Source organism: uncultured Kordia sp. (assembly GCF_947489565.1).
Classification (GTDB): Bacteria; Bacteroidota; Bacteroidia; order Flavobacteriales; family Flavobacteriaceae; genus Kordia.
This window is the reverse complement of sequence record NZ_CANLEA010000016.1, coordinates 41,128-60,815: the sequence shown is the minus strand read 5'-3', so window position 1 is coordinate 60,815 and position 19,688 is coordinate 41,128. Positions and strand designations below refer to the sequence as shown.

15 protein-coding genes and 1 tRNA gene are annotated in these 19,688 nt (G+C 34.7%); 10 read left to right on the top strand and 6 right to left on the bottom strand.

Translation table 11 applies throughout. The features are described from left to right. The first annotated feature begins 77 nt into the window (after window positions 1-77). The 3 genes from Q0845_RS19935 to Q0845_RS19925 are packed head-to-tail and all read left to right on the top strand — an operon-like array spanning window position 78 to window position 6,051. Entirely contained in the window at window positions 78-4,160 is a 4,083-nt protein-coding gene (locus tag Q0845_RS19935) for a BspA family leucine-rich repeat surface protein (RefSeq protein ID WP_298516975.1), read from the top strand. A gap of 60 nt (window positions 4,161-4,220) precedes the next feature. Then, window positions 4,221-5,213 (top strand): hemagglutinin protein, encoded by a 993-nt coding sequence (locus tag Q0845_RS19930; protein ID WP_298516973.1) that lies wholly within the window; start codon window positions 4,221-4,223, stop codon window positions 5,211-5,213. Window positions 5,214-5,235: 22 nt separating this feature from the next. Next, on the top strand, window positions 5,236-6,051 hold the full coding sequence (locus Q0845_RS19925) for a T9SS type A sorting domain-containing protein (protein WP_298516971.1): 816 nt from the start codon (window positions 5,236-5,238) through the stop codon (window positions 6,049-6,051). Window positions 6,052-6,176: 125 nt separating this feature from the next. Here Q0845_RS19925 and Q0845_RS19920 read toward each other — a convergent pair whose 3' ends face one another. The 4 genes from Q0845_RS19920 to Q0845_RS19905 all read right to left on the bottom strand — a co-directional run bounded on the left by Q0845_RS19920 (window position 6,177) and on the right by Q0845_RS19905 (window position 9,303). Beyond that, window positions 6,177-6,707, bottom strand: a complete 531-nt coding sequence (locus Q0845_RS19920; RefSeq protein ID WP_298516968.1) for a DUF6705 family protein — start codon at window positions 6,705-6,707, stop codon at window positions 6,177-6,179. Window positions 6,708-6,795: 88 nt separating this feature from the next. Further along, a complete protein-coding gene (locus tag Q0845_RS19915) occupies window positions 6,796-7,314 on the bottom strand; it encodes a DUF6705 family protein (protein WP_298516966.1) in 519 nt (172 codons plus the stop codon). 11 nt (window positions 7,315-7,325) lie between these two features. Continuing rightward, complete coding sequence (locus Q0845_RS19910) at window positions 7,326-8,720, bottom strand: hypothetical protein (RefSeq protein WP_298516964.1); 1,395 nt, start codon at window positions 8,718-8,720, stop codon at window positions 7,326-7,328. 507 nt (window positions 8,721-9,227) lie between these two features. After that, window positions 9,228-9,303 (bottom strand) — tRNA-Phe (locus Q0845_RS19905). A 99-nt stretch (window positions 9,304-9,402) separates the two neighbouring features. Between Q0845_RS19905 and Q0845_RS19900 the strand changes: the two genes are divergently transcribed. The 7 genes from Q0845_RS19900 (at window position 9,403) to Q0845_RS19870 (ending at window position 17,132) form a co-directional block, all read left to right on the top strand. Continuing rightward, window positions 9,403-10,140, top strand: coding sequence for a type III pantothenate kinase (locus Q0845_RS19900; RefSeq protein WP_298516962.1), 738 nt, complete (start codon window positions 9,403-9,405; stop codon window positions 10,138-10,140). Continuing rightward, a complete protein-coding gene (locus Q0845_RS19895) occupies window positions 10,133-11,446 on the top strand; it encodes an outer membrane protein transport protein (protein ID WP_298516960.1) in 1,314 nt (437 codons plus the stop codon). Before Q0845_RS19900 ends, Q0845_RS19895 begins: the two co-directional genes overlap by 8 nt. Window positions 11,447-11,464: 18 nt before the next feature. Continuing rightward, window positions 11,465-12,838: a hypothetical protein gene (locus Q0845_RS19890; RefSeq protein WP_298516958.1), complete on the top strand. Its 1,374-nt coding sequence runs from the start codon at window positions 11,465-11,467 to the stop codon at window positions 12,836-12,838. Between the two features lies 1 nt (window position 12,839). Then, the gene (gene lptC / locus Q0845_RS19885; protein WP_298516956.1) at window positions 12,840-13,412 is read left to right on the top strand and encodes an LPS export ABC transporter periplasmic protein LptC; all 573 of its coding nucleotides are present in this window, start codon (window positions 12,840-12,842) and stop codon (window positions 13,410-13,412) included. Between the two features lie 30 nt (window positions 13,413-13,442). Beyond that, window positions 13,443-13,640 carry a hypothetical protein gene (locus tag Q0845_RS19880; RefSeq protein WP_298516954.1) on the top strand — a complete coding sequence of 66 codons (198 nt, stop codon included), beginning with the start codon at window positions 13,443-13,445 and terminating at the stop codon, window positions 13,638-13,640. Further along, complete coding sequence (locus Q0845_RS19875) at window positions 13,641-14,918, top strand: hemolysin family protein (RefSeq protein WP_298516952.1); 1,278 nt, start codon at window positions 13,641-13,643, stop codon at window positions 14,916-14,918. A gap of 96 nt (window positions 14,919-15,014) precedes the next feature. Then, window positions 15,015-17,132, top strand: a complete 2,118-nt coding sequence (locus tag Q0845_RS19870) for a peptidylprolyl isomerase (RefSeq protein WP_298516950.1) — start codon at window positions 15,015-15,017, stop codon at window positions 17,130-17,132. 83 nt (window positions 17,133-17,215) lie between these two features. On the opposite strand, the gene Q0845_RS19865 is transcribed toward Q0845_RS19870, so the two are convergent. Both Q0845_RS19865 and Q0845_RS19860 read right to left on the bottom strand, forming a co-directional pair. Next, a complete protein-coding gene (locus Q0845_RS19865; RefSeq protein ID WP_298516948.1) occupies window positions 17,216-18,145 on the bottom strand; it encodes a GYDIA family GHMP kinase in 930 nt (309 codons plus the stop codon). Then, complete coding sequence (locus Q0845_RS19860) at window positions 18,145-19,470, bottom strand: hydroxymethylglutaryl-CoA reductase, degradative (RefSeq protein WP_298516946.1); 1,326 nt, start codon at window positions 19,468-19,470, stop codon at window positions 18,145-18,147. Before Q0845_RS19860 ends, Q0845_RS19865 begins: the two co-directional genes overlap by 1 nt. Between the last annotated feature and the right edge of the window lie 218 nt (window positions 19,471-19,688).

The window sequence follows — 19,688 nt, the reverse complement described above, 5'->3', positions numbered from 1 at the left end:
AAATAGGGTGTACATCCAAAAATAGGTCATAGGTATAACAACAATTTTATTCATATTGATTTTAACCTTACCTAATTATGCAAAAAAACTACCCCAAAAACCTATTAAAAAAAATACTTTTACTTACAATTTTGAGCTTTCATTGTGCTATCAATGCACAAGTTGTCAATTATTCTTTCGAAGGTAATCTTGACGATCCTATTTCAGGAACTACAGGAATATTTGGAGATATAGATACTCCTACTGAATTACCAACCTACTTTTCAACACCTTCTGGAGGTCAGGGATTAGAGGTAGATTATAATGAAGCTTTTGTTCCAGATCCGAATTTAAAGATACTATTTACAAGTGATGCTTCTTTTGAAATTGAAATTGATTTTCGGTATACTTACACTGGACCATTACAAGGAGGTAAACCTCTTTTTACAATGAAGCAAGGAGGAACCGAAGCAAGTCCTGGTTTTATGATTACACTGAGAAAATCAGCTGCACCAGGGAAATTTGATGTCTGGCTAAACTACTCAGATGGTAACTGGGAAGCTGCTAGATCACAATACATAAGTACAGGAGAATTGAATATAAACGAAGAAATTAAGCTTGCATTCAAGATGAATTATGATTTAGAAACCTGGAATATACGCTTTAACGACATCTATAATTCAGGAACTTTTCCAGATAATTTTAATGTAGAAGGATTAAAAACCGGAATTCAAAACTCAGCACACTCTATAGGTTGGGGATGGAATTATCACAATGCCTATAGTGCCCCTAATAATGCTGGTTCTTTAATCATAGACAATCTCCAAGCACATGTTCCTGCAAGAACTGGTGACATTCCTGTGCTTCAAACGGCATTGCAAGAGCTCACAGACCATATTCTTGGAAATATAGTACTTACCCAAGGACAAATAGATGGCTATACGCAAGATGTATTATTCAACCATATTCAGAGTTATGCAAATGCTAAAACAGACATTGATGCGTATTTAGCAGCTTTTGAAAATAACAACCCGCCACTGTTTAACAACAGAGCTATTACGTATGATTTAAACCTACTAAATAATTTTGAAAGAGTCACCTACTATTTACAGCAAGATATATTTAACAGCTCATTTGTGCCTGGGAATATGGCCAATGTAGCAGGTGTTTCATTTGAAGCACATGAAGCATTTCCCGGACCTGTAAGTGCAAGCGCACCAAGAGTTTCTAACGGTCAGGTAGCAATCAATGGAAGTTATATCTTAGATCCTGGTATGTTTTTAATAGATCAAGAAGATGGAGTTATTAGACCTACAGGATACTACGCAGCTCCGGGTGAATTGGTAACAATTACTGTTCCTCCGTCAATGGTAGGTCAAAATATTGAAGTTATCTCAGGTTCGCATCAAGATGAGGTGCTTGTTTCAAGCTTGCAACGTTTTAAAAATATTGTAAAGCGAGTAGAAATCACAAGTACAACTACAGAAATTGCAAACCCTTTTGGAGGTGCCTTATATTTTAGAATTCCTACAAACTTAAACCTAGGCTGGAATACTGTAACCATTGATGGCGCCGTAAAAGCACCTTATTTCAGAATGGTTTCTGGGCAACCTCAAAACGTAAGCGAATGGGTGACCGATGTAAATAATAATTATGTGCCTTGGGCAGATATAGAGACGGACAAATGGATGTTTACCGTTCCAACGAGTATCATTGGTCAAACAGACATCACTGATATTATGAAGAAATGGGATAAGATGCAAGATTTGGCGAGTGTAGTTGCTGGGAGACCTATGGAAAGACCTCGTGCAGAATATATTCATACAGATTGTAGTTCAGGAAACGGTAGTTATGGATACCCGAAACCTATTCATGTGAACGGATATGATACTGATGCACCATCGGCACAATGGAGTCCATTGCGAATATTTGATGATAATTATCTTGAAGCCCATTGGAGAGTTACTTTCCATGAAATGGGACATACATTATGGCTGCCTACACCGGTTGCCTACCGTGAAGCGTTTACACAATTGACATCTTTTGCATTTTTATATACAATTGATGAAGATTTTGATCGTGCAATGACTAATAATGAATACGGCGGTCTGCTTAACAGAGATTTAGCAGCAATGCAATGGATGATTACAGATCAGTTTAGAACAAACGCTGTCATGGACAAAGGTCAATACGATTATCAAAAGCGAGGAGCTGGTTATTGGTACGATATGTTTGCAATGTACGGTTTTGAAAGTGTAGGAAACATTCATAAAGAGTTTTATAATCTTTGGGCAAGTGGAGCCGATACAAATTACTTTCGTTACAAAACTATGGACGAATATATAGGAGCTGCCGCCGCAGGAAATAATAAAAATCTAACACCTTTATTCCACTTTTGGGGCATGCAAGCAACACCAGAGCAAGTAACAAACTTAGCTTCATATCCAGAAGGTTGTGAAATTTATAATCGTTTGATGTACTATCGAAGCCAAGTGCCACAAACGCAAGCAGAATTTGAATCATGGAAAAATGCGCTAGACTTTGCTATAGGCGGATCAACTACAGAAGTAAATAATGCTTTTGCGAATTGGGATTCTCAAAACTATCATGCACAAATAGTTGCTCAGATAGATTTAATTATCAATACTTATTTCCCTAATGGTAACTGTGCTAACTTTACAACAACATGGACGGTTACAGCTGGAGATACCACAATAACAATCCCAACAGATACAGGAAACCATTCTTATAACTATCAAGTGGATTGGAATGGTGATGGCGATTTTTTAGATGTAAATGAAACAACTCCTTTTACAGGAGATGCGACGCACGACTTTGGTGCTGCTGGAACGTATACAATAAACATTCAAGGAACTTTTCCTGCAATGTATTTTAATAATTCAGGAGATAAAGACAAAATTATGGCTATAGATAAATGGGGAAATATTCAATGGCAAAGTATGTTGCGTGCTTTTTATGGCTGTACAAATCTTACCGTTTCTGATGATGCAGGAATTCCCGATTTATCAAATGTTACCGATGTGCGACATATGTTTAGAGCTAGTGGAATTTCAAATACAGGGAATTTAGATGATTGGAATGTTGGCAATGTAACCGATTTCCGAAATATGTTTAGAGATGCCTCATCATTTGATCAATCATTGGGTAGATGGAATATTAGCAATGCAACCAACATGAGTAATATGTTTAACGGAGTTACTATTTCGCTAGAAAATTATGATGATATCTTAATTGGATGGGCAAATTTAAAACAAGGAGAATCTGCAATACCACAAGGAATTAATTTTCATGGTGGCGCAAGTTTATATTGTTTAGCTGATGCAGAAAGAACAGAATTAATGACAACGAATAGCTGGAATATTACCGATGGCGGATCTGGTTGTGAAATAGATCTACTACCAGTGGTATATCTGCAAGGAGCAATTTTGAATCCAAATACAGGTGAAGAAAGACTTATGCGAGACGATTTAAGAGTAGAAGCACTTATCCCAGCCACAAGTCCTTATGCAGATGCATTAACCTGTGATGCTAGCGTTTTCAATACTACAGGAGCTACGGCTATTGTAGATTGGGTATGGCTAGAATTAAGAGATGCCAGCAATACCGCTTCTGTGATTGGTTCTCGATCTGCACTCATACAACGTAACGGACATATTGTTGATGTTGATGGTGTTTCACCTGTAAAAATGCTAACAGCGACCATAGGAGATTATCATGTAGTAGTGAAGCATAGAAATCATTTAGGAATTATGAATATGACTCCTCTAAAAATGATGAAAGCGCCTAGAAATTTAAACTTTGCAAATAGCACAACAACCGTGGATGGAAGCAATCCTCAGACTACTTTTGGTATGCCTAATGGAATTGAAGCAATGTGGTCAGGAAATGTAAATGGAGATACCATCGTTCAATACTCAGGAACCACACCTGATTCGCCAAGCATCTTATCATTAGTATTGAATGATCCTAATAACTTTTTAAACTTCCCTACATTTGTAGTGGTTGGATACAATGTAAATGATGTAAATATGGACGGAAGCACACAATATTCAGGAACCACACCAGATACGCCTTTAATTTTAGAAAACGTATTAGCGCATCCTGGTAACTTCTTGAATTTTAGTACCTATCAAATAATAGAGCAGCTTCCGCAAAATTAATTTAAAAATAAAATAGGGTGTTATATAAAATTAGTGTCTTATTAATAAACAACAAGAAATATGAAAATAATACATCAATTACTCTTAGTATGTATACTTTTCACCATGTCTATACATGCGCAAAGTATCGAGCGGCAAGTAGTCGCCTCAGGGGGAAATACAATTTCCAATGGAACTACAACACTTGATTTTACAGTGGGAGAACTCGTTGTAACAACAATTACAGACGGAACAACCACGCTAACACAAGGTTTTCAACAAGGAGGAATCAAATTAGGAATTGAAGTAAATCCAATAGTTTTTCTTCAAGGAGCACTTTTAGATCCGAATGTAGGAGAAGAAAATTTAATGCGCGATGATTTGCGTGTTGGAAGTTATATTCCGTCAACATCTCCGTATGGTGATGGATTAATGATACAAAGTGGCGTATTAGCAGAAACAGGAAACAACGCTATAGTTGATTGGGTTTTTGTAGAATTACGAGACGCAATGACAAATACCACTGTAATCGCAAGTCAATCAGCTTTACTACAACGCGATGGAGGTGTTGTAGGTGTTGATGGAATGTCTGATTTAAAGTTTAATATTCCTGAAGGAAACTATTATGTGGTTGTAAAGCATAGAAATCACTTGGCAATCATGACAGCAGCTACGGTAGCATTATCAAGCACTGTAGAAATTGTAGACTTTACAAACAGTAACAATCAAATCACTTTTGGAAGCAATGCACAAACTGTTTTCGGAATGCCTAACAATATTGTGGCCATGTGGACAGGAAATGTAAATGCTGATACCATTGTGCAGTATTCAGGGACTACGCCAGATACGCCAAGTATTTTATCGGAAGTATTAAATGATCCGGGAAACTTTTTAAACTTCCCAACATATACAATTTCTGGGTATAATATGCATGATGTTAATATGGATGGGAACACTCAATATACGGGAACAATGCCTGATACCCCATTTATTTTACAAAATGTGCTCTCACACCCCGGAAATTTTCTTAATTTTAGTACATTTGCTATTATTGAACAATTACCAGAAAATTAAAACAATACCTAAACAAATCGAAATGAAAAAAACTACTTTAATTTTACTATTATGCGCAACCTTTGCATTATTTGGAAACAAAGCAAACGCGCAAGATGGCTATACCTACACATTAGAGCACAACAATGGTTATAGCTTTTCTGTTTCAGCAGTACCTAATGCAAGTTCAAACAACTTTGCAACATCTGTACAGAGTTACGGGTTTACAATTATTTTACCAGATGGAGTAACAATTGATACTGGATCAGCAACTTCTTTAGGAAATGCAGCAAGTGCTACTTTCTTTGATGGAACTAATGTTGCACAACCTACTTTAGATGGATACTTAGTTACGGAAACTTTAGGTAGTCCAGCATCATTAACTCCACCTTCAGCAGGAACAAATTCTATTGTATATACATTTACTGTTAATGGAGCTCCAACATCAGGAATAATGTACATATTAGAAAACAATTCTGCATTAGCAAATACAGTAACGCCTTTAAAGTCATTTATGCAAGCTGATATGGTTGATAATGGAATGGCTCAATTCGTAAATGTTGTAGATCCAAATGCATCAGCTGTAACAGGATCAGGTTTTGACTTTATGACATTAAGTACAGAAGAAGTTGAATTAACAGGAGTAAACGTATTTCCTAACCCAGTGAAAAATGTAGCTACTATTACAGGAGTTTCAGATGTTGAAGCTATTGAGGTAACTAATATCAACGGACAACGTGTATTAAACCAAGTGTCAAACTTGACTACAATTGATATGTCTAGTTTACAAACAGGAATTTACTTTGCAAAAATCACTGCAGCAGCAGGATCAAAAACTGTAAAGTTGATTAAGGAATAATACAAGTCAAAAAAAAATAGTTGACAATATTGAAATTGTTGACATCAAGAATACAAAGATCTATCAAATATTTGATGGATCTTTGTATTGTATAAAAGTTTTATTAATCTTTATTTAGTGTTGCTTTATTGAACTTTCGTTAAAATGATATCTGTTGGAATATTCAATGGTAGTTTATTGTTAGGCGTTAAATCAAAATAAGCGACTTTCCATGAGGCAGTCGTTGCGCAACCAATACAATTTGCTGTTTGTAGAATTTTCATGCGTAATTGGGCATGCCACAAAGTATATCCATCCCATTCAGGAGCTTCATAATCCAAAGAATTATCCATGATGCGACCGTCAAAATCTTTTCCATCATGTCCGCCAGAAATTACTGGATGCCAAGATTGAGGTGTTTGTGAATTATATGGTTTGTTGGATTTGTAGATAATAGTTTCTGAGCCATTATTGATCTGAACCATTTCGAAATGACCTTTAATTGTTTGATTCTGAGCGAATAGAAAAACACGAAAAATTCTATTCTCATTTTGCCATTCCCATGTACCTAGAAACGGTGTATTGATGCTTTGAGTGGGAGCGGTTGTTTGCGCTTTTATAGAAGTAAGAACTGTCGATAAGGTAAGTGCTATAATTATTAGAATTAACTTTTTCATTGTTTATATGTGTATAGATAAATCTAAAAGAAAAACAACAAGTCAAAAAATATCATTGCGTGAATGTTCCTATTCGTTGAGTAAACAGTTAGTTTACTTTAGTAAGGATTATATCAGTTGGAATGTTTAATGTCCTATTATCTCCTTCAAAGCGACCTTCTTGCTGTTCTTTTACTTTCCACGTAGCAGTAGTAGAACATCCAATGCAGTTTCCTGTAGTAATTATCTCCATTTTTAGTTTTCCAGAAAGTCCTGGGTAATTATTTGGGTTAGGCACAGTATTATCATCAATTCCTGCGTATAAAATTGTTCCATCGCTACTACCGTATATTACAGATCCAAAAGTATGACCAAAACCTATATCTCTATTAGATTTATATACTATGATTTGTAGTCCATTCGAATTTGTTTCTAGCATTGTAAAATGACCTCTTATTCTGCCATTTTCATTCAAAAAAAGTTCAACTTGAAAAGTTTGATTGCCATTTTGCCACTGCCATGTGCCAACAAACGGAGTATTAATATTGGTTGTTGCAGTAGTTTGAGCGCTAAGAAGAATGCAACTCGTGTTTAATATTAAAGTTATAATTAAAATTATTTTTTTCATGATATATCGTATTAATTACATGGTGTTTCTTTAATCCCATTTTGTGTTGTTGGGTCATATGTTACGTTTGTAAAATTACTATAGCTAGAGTCTGATTTAAAAACTGAAGCTCCTATATCAGCTTCATTAAACATTTTTAAAAAAGCTTCCAATACCGCTGTATTATCAGTGTTGTCTTTTTTTATCACTGCATCATCTGCGTCGTAATATTCATCTTTAAGTTTTTGATATAACTTTTTAGAGTCTATAAATTTATTTATTTCTTCTTGAGTTAATGGAATATTGTTTTCATTTAATTTATAGTGAAAGAACTTTAAAAATTTATCTTTATCAGTAATAGTCATTGCGTAAAAAGCTGGTTGTTCTTTTCCTGACGCTAGAAAAGTTACAAAGTTATCAGTTGCTAAATTCGCATTTAAAATTTTTGCAATTCCTTCTAAATCTTCCATAGAGAAAATTGAGTATGTGTCTTGTGCTGTTGTATTAGGTGTTTCATAATGAACATGAGCAAAAGCTTCATAAGTTTTTCCTGGTAAAAGTAACATTCTAACCGCTGCATTAGAAGATGGAGCTATCGACTCAGTAATGGTGTCTGTTTCTTGGAATTTACTATATGAGCGTTCCTTTGCGTCATGTAAATAATTATTCATATACAATAATACGTTTTTGTAATCTGGATTTTGAGCTAAAAAGTTTGTTATTTTAGTGCATTCTGATGCTGTATTAAAATCCCCAACAGGAATAGTCTCAATAGGTTCTTCTTCCTCTTCATCACTATTAGTATCATCGGAAGATTGTGAGCCACCTCCAGATGTTCCATCATTTCCTGAACCAGAACTAGCACCACCTGTGCAGCCCCAAACATTAACAGTAACCCAACCACATTCTTCATAAGCAGGTGTACAATCTACAGATATTCCGCATAAACAGCTATCGTCTCCAATTTCATGACCACGATCACTACAAACATATTGTGTGCATTGATATATTTGATAACTGTCTACAAGCTCTTGAACACCATCAAGACATGGGCGATTTCCACCAATACCAGATTTAGAATCAAAAATTATATCACCGTCTATATACTCCATAGTCGCTTGTTGATAATCAAGTTCCATACCGTTTTCAGAAAATACTTTCGGGTATTTCACTAAATATTGTAGTTCTTCACCACTATCAAAAGTAAGTAAAATATAATTTACTAAATTTTCTTCTGATTCTATGTGATCGGCGAGAACAGTATACTGTGTGTATGAATTTTTAGTTATGATCTGTATATTATCCAGAATAAGAGTAAAATCATTATTGGTATTTTCAGATTTTTGATTTGCACTGTTTCTTGAGATATTTTGTAGTTTTTGGAAAATATGAGTATCAGAAACTCTTAAATGTTCTCCTTTGATCATTTTGATATGAAGTTCTACTTCCTTTGGGATTTGAGGATATTGATCATCTATTTCCTGACATCGAGCCAATAATAGGATCGTGACGGTAAGGATGAAAAAGTTTTAAAAATATATTTCATAAATTACGTATTGTTTGCAAAACAGTCAGCTTGGGGAGCTATAATTCTATACCTAAGTGTTTAATTTCGTATTAAATAGTAATCTTTAACTTACTTTTTATTGTCGCAATATATGTAAGATGTTTTTCAAATAATTGTGGATTTCCGTATTTGAATGATTTTTTTTAAAATAAAAAAGGGAAGAAAGGAATAGTAAGTAAAAAACGATTCTAACATTCTATTAATAGAAAGAAGAATCAATAGCGCTTTTAAATATTATTACTTTAGGATATGTATTGAATGCAAAGTGCAATTAATATTAAATAATGTAAATGAATGTTTTTATATAAATAAAAAAGAGGCATTTAATACAAAACAAAAAACCCGATCAAATTTGATCGGGTTTTTCTGGTGGTGCCTCCAGGAATCGAACCAGGGACACAAGGATTTTCAGTCCTTTGCTCTACCAACTGAGCTAAGGCACCAGTCGCAAATGCGGATGCAAATATAAGTGTTTTTTAAACTTGACAAAACTATTTTGCAAAAAAAACGTTTCTTAAATTAGCAAAGTCTAAAACATAAGGATGAATTTAATTGTAGATGCAGGAAATACATACGTAAAAGTAGCTGTTTTTCAGGAAGATAAAATGCTGTCGCATGAAAGTTTCAAAAAAGAACTATTTCAAAAAAAAATTGAAAAAATTTTACAAGAGTATACCGAGATAGATAAAATGATCACTTCGTCAGTGACAAAGTTGAGTGAAGCTACCAAAAAGTTTTTAAAAACATTGAGCATAGAAGTTCATAAACTAACACACAAAACCAATGTTCCGTTTCAAAACAATTACGCCACACCAGAAACCTTAGGTGTCGATAGAATTGCGCTTGTCGTGGCTGCCGTTACACAATACCCGAAGCAAAATGTATTGGTTATCGATGCAGGAACATGTATTACGTATGATTTTAAAACAGAAAAAGAGATTTATTTAGGAGGCGGAATTTCTCCCGGACTACAACTTCGATACAAAACTTTAAATCTATTAACAGCAAACCTTCCATTATTAGCACCCAAAATGCCAGAAAGTTACATTGGCGACTGCACAGAAACTGCAATTCATTCTGGAGTCAGCGTAGGAGTAATCACCGAAATTGATGGCATAATTGATCGATATAAAGAACAATTTAAAGATTTAACAGTTATTTTAACAGGCGGCGACACTAATTTCTTGGCTAAAAGGTTAAAAAATACCATATTTGCGAATTCAAAATTCTTGTTACAAGGATTGAATAATGTTTTAGAATATAATAGATATAATGATTAGAAAGTTTTTAGGATTATTAATTTTATTGTTTACCTGCCAAATTAGTATTGCACAGCAAGGAACAGCTTCCCCGTATTCTTTTCTCGGAATTGGCGACTTAAAATTTAAAGGGACAACAGAAAATAGAAGTATGGCAGGGATGAGTATCTATTCAGATAGTATTCATATCAATTTACAAAACCCAGCAGCATACGGAAACTTGAAATTCACAACATACACACTTGGCGCAAGCTATAGTCAGTTGCGATTAGAAAGTGACGCAGGGACGGACAAAGGTTCTTCTACTGCGTTGGAATATTTAGCAGTAGCATTTCCAATTACAAGCAAAATGGGACTTGGTTTTGGATTGGTGCCGTTCTCTTCGGTAGGATATAGATTTGAAGGAATTGGAGAATCAGGAATTGCTTCTGCACCTTACAAATTTGCCCAATATGAAGGAGAAGGAGGTTTGAATTCAGCATTTATCTCATTAGGATATCAAATAACCAAAGGGTTCTCTGTCGGAGCAACAGTAAATTATAACTTTGGAACTATTGAAAACCAAAACACAGAATTCTTAGGAGAATTAAATGATGATGGATTGTTCTTTAGAACCTTAAATTATGGAACTCGTTCGCGAGACGAATCAAAGTTAAGCGGTTTAAGCTATAATATTGGCGCGTACTACAACACAAAGTTTAATGATAAGTTATCTTTAACGACCTCATTTACGCTTTCCCCAAAATCAGATATCACATCAAGGAACACTCGTGAATTAGCAGCATTAAATATTACAGCAGCTGGTGGAGAAATTGTAAGCCCTGGACAGGTTGATATTGTTGATTTAGGAGATAAACAAAAAACAGATCTAGTATTGCCAACCAAACTTGCTTTTGGAGCAGGAGTTGGAGAAAAAAACAAATGGTTTGCAGGTGCAGAATATACATTGCAAAACAATAGTGATTTTGGAAATGGATTGACGACGATAGAAAATGTAAATTATGAAAACGGTTCAAAAATAGCCGCAGGAGGATTTTATATTCCAAAATATAATTCTTTTACAAGTTACTGGGAAAGAGTTACATATAGAGCTGGAGTTCGCTATGAAGACACAGGAATCATGGTGCGTAACGAGTCAATAAACGATTTTGGCATATCTTTTGGAGTAGGACTACCAATGGGAAGAACATTATCAAATGTAAACCTCGGAGTAGAGTTCGGAAAAAGAGGAACAATCAACTCCGGATTGATCAAAGAGAATTATGTAAACTTCCACATAAGTTTATCACTAAATGATAAATGGTTTATAAAAAGAAAATACAATTAATCGATAAATATTAAAGAAATGAAGAAGACTATTACATTATTGGTTGCAGGGTTGTTTGCGGTAACGAGCTTCACAACTTTAAATGCTCAGGATTGTAAGACGAAGTTGTCCCTATTCGCTGAAAATGCAAAAGCTAAAAACTACGGAGAAGCTGAAACGCAATTGAATGAACTAAGAAAAGACTGTCCTACAATTAGCTCAGCATTATATGCATATGGAGAAAGAATCTACAAAAACAAAATTAAAACTGGCACAGACAAAAAAGCTGCTGCTGAAGAATTAATTCAATTATATAAAGACAGAATTGCAAATGTTCCTGCAAAAACTAAAAAAGGAGATATCCTTGGTAAAATAGGAACAGCAATGGTTGACTATAAAATAGGAAGCGTTAAAAGTCAGTACGATGTATTTGATCAAGCGTTTAAAGAAGATTTAGCAAACTTCACAAATCCTAAATCATTATACCAGTATTTTGAATTATACTATGGTATGTATACTGCAGGAAACCAAGGAGTGCAGTTAGAAGACTTAATTCAGAAGTTTGAAGAATTAACTGAGAAGTTCGAATCTGAAAGTGAAAGATTGGCAAAAACTAAAAATGAGTTAATTGCTAAGAAAGATGCAGGAACTGAATTGACTTCAAAAGAAAAAAGAAAAGAAAAAATTGCAGATACAAATATCAAAGCAATTGCTATCTTCTCTGGAAACATGGAATCATTAGTAGAAAAAGTATCAACTTGTGAAACGTTAATTCCATTATTTAGAAAGAACTTTGATGCTAACAGAAGTAACTCACTTTGGTTAAAAAGAGCTGCGGGAAGATTAGATGCTAAAGGATGTGATGAAGATCCATTATTCGTAGAATTAGTAGAAGCTGTAGATGCATTAGAGCCATCAGCAAACTCTAAAAGATACTTATCTGGAATCTATGAGAGAAAAGGAGATGTAGCAAAAGCAGAAGAATACTTAAGACAGTCACTAAGCATGGAGACTGATCCTATCAAAAAAGCAAGACTTTTATATAAAGTAGCTACAAAAGCAAAGAAAAGAGGTCAAAAAGGAAAAGCTAGAAAGTATTACCTAGAAGCTGTGAAAAACAATCCATCATTAGGTGGCGCATACTTGAATATTGCAAGACTATATGCTTCAAGTGTAAACCAGTGTGGTAATGACGAGTTCTCAAAAAGAGCTGGATACTGGAAAGCTGCTGAAATGGCTAGAAAAGCTGGACAAGTAGATCCATCTTTAAAAAGCATTGCTAGTAGAACTGTAAACTCATACATGAAATCTGCACCAAGTAAGTCAGATGTATTTAGTAAAGGATACAAAGGTGGAGAGTCAATTCCATTAAACTGCTGGATTGGTGGAAGCGTAAGAGTTCCAAACCTATAATATGAAACTACATAAAAAACATATGTTGCAAAGCATTGTCACAATATTTATTGTGACAATGCTTTTTTCATGTCAGGATAACTATAGCGAAATTCAAAAACTTTCCTATAACAAACGTTTTCCTGTAGGTGAAGCCGAAAATATGTTTTTAGTATATACCGATTCTGGAAAAGTAAAATCTACCCTACGAAGTCCTTTTAATAGAGATTTCTCCAATCAAAAATTCCCGTTCATGGAATTTCCAAAAGGAATCGAACTCGAGTTTTTTGATGAAAATAATAACAAAAGTGTTGTAACTTCTGACTATGCCATTTTGTATACTGACACAAGATTAGTAGATTTACAAGGAAATGTAGTGTTAAAAACACATGATGGAAACGTATTAGAAGCTCCGCAATTATTTTGGGATCAAGATCGTGAATGGATTTTTACGGAAGGAGAATTCAAAATGAGTAGCGAAAACGGAGTGTTTGTACAAGGAACCAACGGAATCGATTTCAGTAGAGATTTAAGCATTATAGAAGCACACGAAATCTATGATAGCGCCATTCCTATTGACGAAAGTGAAAAATAAAAGCTTACTAATCTAACAAAACCTAACCCTGTGAAAGTTTTAAACTATACCAAATATGTATACCTAATCGTAGCGGCATTATCTATTTACAAGATCATAGAGCTATGGGACAAAGGAACAGAATCATACATATTCATCGCATTTGCAGTAGTTTCCCTATTTATGTTCTTCTTCAGAAGCTACTATGCTAAAAGATTTGAAGACTACAGAAAAGAAAAAGATCAGTAAATGGAAATACAGGTGCTCATTATCGTAACGGCATTACTGTTTTCAGCGTTCTTTTCTGGTATGGAAATCGCGTACGTCTCCGCGAACAAAATTCACATCGAATTAGAAAAAAAGCAAGAGGGAATTCTTGCTAAAATCTTGAGACGACTTACTCATAAACCATCTAAATTTATAGCAACCATGCTTGTTGGAAACAACATTGCACTGGTAATCTATGGATTTTTTATGGGCGATTTGTTAGTAGAATGGGTTCATGAAACACCTTGGCTCAACCAATACATAACGGTCGAATATGAACTCCTGTTTCAAACCATCGTCTCGACATTGGTGATTTTGGTAACCGCAGAATTTTTACCAAAAGTATTCTTCCAAGTCTATGCGAACAATCTGTTGAAGTTTTTAGCAATTCCTGCATATATTTTCTATCAATTATTTTGGCTAATTTCAGAATTTGTCATGTGGATTTCGAATGTAGTCCTAAAACAATTCTTCAAAACAGAAGGCGACGAAGTGCAGCTTGAATTTAGCAAAGTAGAACTTGGCGATTATATTTCCGAACAAATGGAAGCTGGTCATCATGACGAAGATATCGATTCCGAAATTCAAATATTTCAAAATGCATTAGAATTCTCTGCGGTAAAAACCCGCGAAGTGATGATTCCGCGAACGGAAATTGTAGCCATTGAATTGCGAGAAACAACACAAAATCTAGCAAAACTGTTTTCAGAAACAGGATATTCCAAAGTATTGGTCTACAAAAATACCATTGACGATATTATTGGTTATGTGCATTCTTTCGAACTTTTCAAAAGGCCAAAAACCATTCGTAGCATTGTATTGCCTGTTGTATTTGTGCCAGAAGCTATGTTGGCAAATGATGTACTTGATGTGCTGACTAAAAAGCGCAAAAGTATCGCGGTAGTTTTAGATGAATATGGTGGAACTTCCGGAATTGTAACGGTGGAAGATATTGTAGAAGAATTATTTGGCGAAATAGAAGACGAGCATGACAGTACCGAACTTTTAGAAAAACGTTTGGGTGAATACGAATATATGTTTTCGGCACGTTTAGAAGTTGATTATATCAATGAAACCTACAAACTCAATCTTCCTGAAAGTGAAAATTATGAAACATTAGGTGGCTTAATCGTAAGCGAAACCGAAGAAATTCCGCAGCAAGATGAGATCATAATTATCAATAATCTAAAATTCACCATCGTAGAAGTTTCGAACACTAAAATCGATACGATTCAACTACAAATTCTCTCAGAAGATTAAAATCCCTAAAATTAACGAATTAATACGCGCTTCTTCTTTTATTATTTAGCAGGAAATTGTATTTTCGCCCACTGAATTTCATAAAATTGAAGATAAATGGCAATTCTTGCAAAAATTAGACAACGTACATTAGTACTAATCCTAATCATCGGATTGGCGCTTTTTGCTTTCGTAATATCTGACGTATTCAACAACAATGGCGGAGGAGAAAAACGACCAACAGTAATAGGAACAATCAATGGAGAAGCAATTCCATCTCAACAATTCCAAAGTCAAGTAGAACGTATAAGAACTATTTATGGAGGAAGACAATCTACAATGCAAATTGTAAACAGTCTTTGGGATCAAGAAGTAAATAATGTTTTAATTACGCAACAATTAGACGAGTTGGGAATTACAATTGAGAAAGATGAAATCTGGAGTCTTTTAACCTCAAGTCCAAACATTACTAACAGCCAACAATTCCAAGATGAGTCTGGAACTTTTGTTGAAGCAAAATTGAAAGAGTATATCGACAATTTAGAAGCGACAAAAAATCTTTCTCCAGAAAACATGGATGCGTATCTAAATTGGCTTCAAACAGAAAAATACACAATTATAGAAGCTAAAAAGGCGTTATATAATAACTTGGTGAAAGCAGGTTCTATTGTAACGATCAAAGAAGGAGAGCTAGCATACCGTGCAGAGAATGATAAAGTAACCTTCAAATATGTGCAAATTCCTTACACATCAATTGCAGATTCTTTAGCTGAAGTTAGAAACAGTGATGTTCAAAACTATATCAACAAGCACAAATCTACATTCAAAGTAGAAGAGTCAAGAGATATACAATATGTATACTTCCCAGAAACACCTTCAAAATCTGATGAAGAATTAGCAAAAGCTACAGTAGGAGATTTAAAAGCAAAATTTGCTGCGGCAGAAGATGCATCTGGATATGCTAATGAAAATACAGAAACTAACGAATTAGAAATTTTTAAATACAAGAGTCAATTGCCTAAAGAAGTTGCTGAAGATATCATAGCAATGAATGTTGGTGATGTATACGGACCATATAAAGTAGGGAATCAATACAAGATTTCTAGATTGATTGAAACAGCACAGTTGCCAGATTCTACGAAAAGTAGACATATCTTAATCAACTATGCAGGAGCACAAAGAGCACTTCCAGAAGTTACAAGAACAAAAGAAGATGCTAAAAAACTTGCAGATAGTGTTTTAAAAGTGGTGAAAAGAAGCAAGTCTAAATTTGCTGACTTGGCAAAGAATTTATCTTCAGATCTAGGTTCTGCTGCAAAAGGAGGAGATTTTGATTGGGTAAATACAATTTCAGCAGGAAGATTAACACCATCATACAAAGATTTCATTTTTGAAAAAGAAGTAGGTGATATTGAAGTTGTAGAATCTCCTTTCGGATTCCATATCATCGAAATTGAAGATCAGAAAAATGATCAAAAAGTTGTAAAACTTGCTACCATCAATAATGGGATAGAAGTTACAAAAGAGACATTGGATAATTTATTTACATTAGCTTCAACATTTGAATCTGATGCTAATAAAGAAAAAAGCAAATTCTTAGACTTAGCTAAGGAAAAAGGCTATGAAGTAAAGCCTGTAAACAGAATCAAAATATTAACACCAACAATTGCAGGTATAACAGAAGAAAAACGTGACTTGGTACGTTGGGCATTTAAAGGTGATACCAAAGTCGGTGATATCACAAGTGTGAACGTAGGAGGTGGATTCTTAGTAGCACAATTAACTGCTAAAAATCCAGCAGGACTTTCTTCAGTTCCAGAAGCTTCTTCAAGAGCATTGCCAATATTGAGAAATGAGAAGAAAGCAGAGATGATCATGTCACAATATGCATCTTCAAAAACAGTAGCAGAGTTAATGTCAGCTTCAGGGAAACCAGAGCAACAAGCTACTTCATTATCAATGCAAGCTCCAAATGTTCCTGGAGTAGGAGAAGAGCCAAAAGTAGTAGGTGCTGCTTTCGCATTAAATGAAGGAGATACTTCAAAATTAATCGCAGGAAAATCAGGAGTGTTTATTATTCAAGTGGTGAAGAAAGAAGCTGCACCAGCAAAAGATACATACTTGACAGAAAGAAATACATTAAGAAATCAAAGAGCTGCAAAAGCAACAAGTTCAGTATTTGATGCTTTAAAAAGTTCTGCAGAGATTGAAGATAATAGAGGAGTTATTTACTAAACTTCAATTTATAGAAACACTAAAAAAACCTGTGAAACTTACTTCACAGGTTTTTTTATGTCTTAATATTTATGTTTGTTAATCTATTTCTTAGAAAGAATCATCTCTTCAAAAGGAATCACAGTAGTATATCCTTTTGCTTCAAAATAAGCCTTAGTATCTTCATTTCCGGTCGCTAAAATAAAATCGCCGCCCCAAGCACCTAAACTTTTTGTTTGCCCAAAATAATCAGGGAATAAACGTTCCTGTACAGGTGTTTCTTGAATAATTTCTGCAATCAATTGTTCGTGCTCTTTTAAAAGCAATTGAAAATCAACGAGAGAATTTGTCTCGGTCATTTCCAAGGTAATTGCATTGATCACTTTTATTTCATTAGCAATACTGCCTTTTCGTTCGTTATAATTTGCAATAGCATTTCTGCTGTTTTGTTTTTGGTTTAAATGTACAAAGTGCAACTGATTGCTAAACGAAGGAGAGAAGTCAACTTCGGTCACTTTGGGTTGCTGTTGATGTACCTCGTAAATAATTGGCGAACTATGTTTTGCGCACGCAATATCATAACCACTTCCTTTAAACGCATTCCAAAGCAATGTATACGGATTTACATTTGCCCAAAGTGCAATATTATGAATTAATGTAGAAGAAGAACCTAAACCCCAATTTTGAGGGAAATGTAAAGTGGTTTGCACTTCAAAACCAGTGTCTCCCGATAAAAATGTAGGATTCAAACGTTTGGCCTCCGATATTAAGTTATGCAATGTTTGACTCACGGTATCGCCATACGAATTCTGAAAATCAAAAGAATCAATATCAAAAACATGCTGATACCAAATTAAATCTTTGGAATCATAGCTTTTCCAAACCAATTTTGGAGTCTCAATTGGGTTTGGACTATCAATTGAAGTAACGGTAAGTGTCTGTCCATATTTCGTTGGAATTGCGAATGCTTTTGCGCCATCGAGTACGACATATTCACCTGAAAGCATTAATTTTCCGTTACTATAAAATTCCATTAAGCGTGTTGTGATTTATACGTTGTAAATGCTGTGACTACGGCACTATGTGTAACAGTTTTATCTTTAAAATAATTGACAAAATGTGCTTTTTCAGCTTCTGTAGCTTCTAACTGATTCAAAATATTGATCAAATGCATTTTCATATGACCTTTTTGAATGCCTGTTGTTACGAGCGAGCGTACGGCAGCAAAATTTTGAGCCAATCCTGCAACAGCTACAATTTGCATCAACTCTTTGGCATTTGGTTTTCCAAGCATTTCCAAAGCTAATTTTACCAATGGATGTAAAGAAGTTAAGCCTCCAACAGTTCCTAAAGACAGTGGAATTTCGATCCAGAATTTAAAAATACCGTTTTCAACTGCTGCATGTGTCAAACTTGTATAACGTCCATCTTTGGCTGCATACGCATGAATTCCGGCTTCAATAGCTCTAAAATCGTTTCCTGTGGCCAATACAACAGCATCAATTCCATTCATTATTCCTTTATTATGCGTCACAGCGCGATACGGCTCTGTTTTTGCAATTTGAATAGCACGTACAAACTTTTCTGCAAATTCGGTGGCATCCACGGATTCGTTTTCGGTTAAATCTTCAATTGGACAGCTAACTTCAGCTTTTACAATACAATTAGGAACATAATTTGATAAAATGCTCATTACAATTTGAATGTCTTTCTCTGTTGAAGAAAAAGCTTCAAAAGTAGCAGCGCCAGCTTCAAATGTTTTTGCAAACTGTTCCAAACACGAATTGATAAAGTTTGCACCCATTGAATCGACGGTTTCAAACGTACAATGCAATTGATAATATCCGTCAAGTTCATTGGTTTTATCTCGCAACTCAATAGCTGTAATTCCACCACCACGTTTCTCCATATTGTGTGTAATATGTGTGGTAGCAGCAAACAATTCGGCTTTTATACTCTTAAAATATGCTTGTAACTTTTCAGAATCTCCAAAATACATAAAATGGACTTGCCCAACTTTTTCAGTACTTAAAACGGTTGCTTTAAATCCACCACGATCCAGCCAAAATTTAGCAGCTTTACTAGCAGCAGCAACTACCGAACTTTCTTCAATAGTCATTGGAATGGCGTACATGCTATCATTAATCAAGAAATTAGGAGCAATTCCTAACGGGAGATAAAAATTCGTAATCGTATTTTCAATAAACTCGTCGTGTAGTTTTTGTAGTTTTTCATCTGAATTCCAATATCTTGTTAACATGGCGATCACGGCTTCACTGTCGTGAAAATAGGTGTTTGCAAGCCACTCGATCTTTTCGTTTTTGGAAAGTTTTGAGAATCCAGCAATAGGAGCAATCATACAATAGTGTTTAATAAGGGCAAAGATACATAATGAAATAGTAACAAATCAGATCAAAAAGCATTAAAAAATAGATTGAAAGTGTCACTTTTTATTCAAAATGAGGTGAAAAGTCCCGAAAAAGAAGCGTATTTAATACAAACATGATGTAAAAATAGCTTAAAAAAAATCCTTTTTCATGCTATATAATTTAAGGTTTGATTTTTGTGGTACTTGCT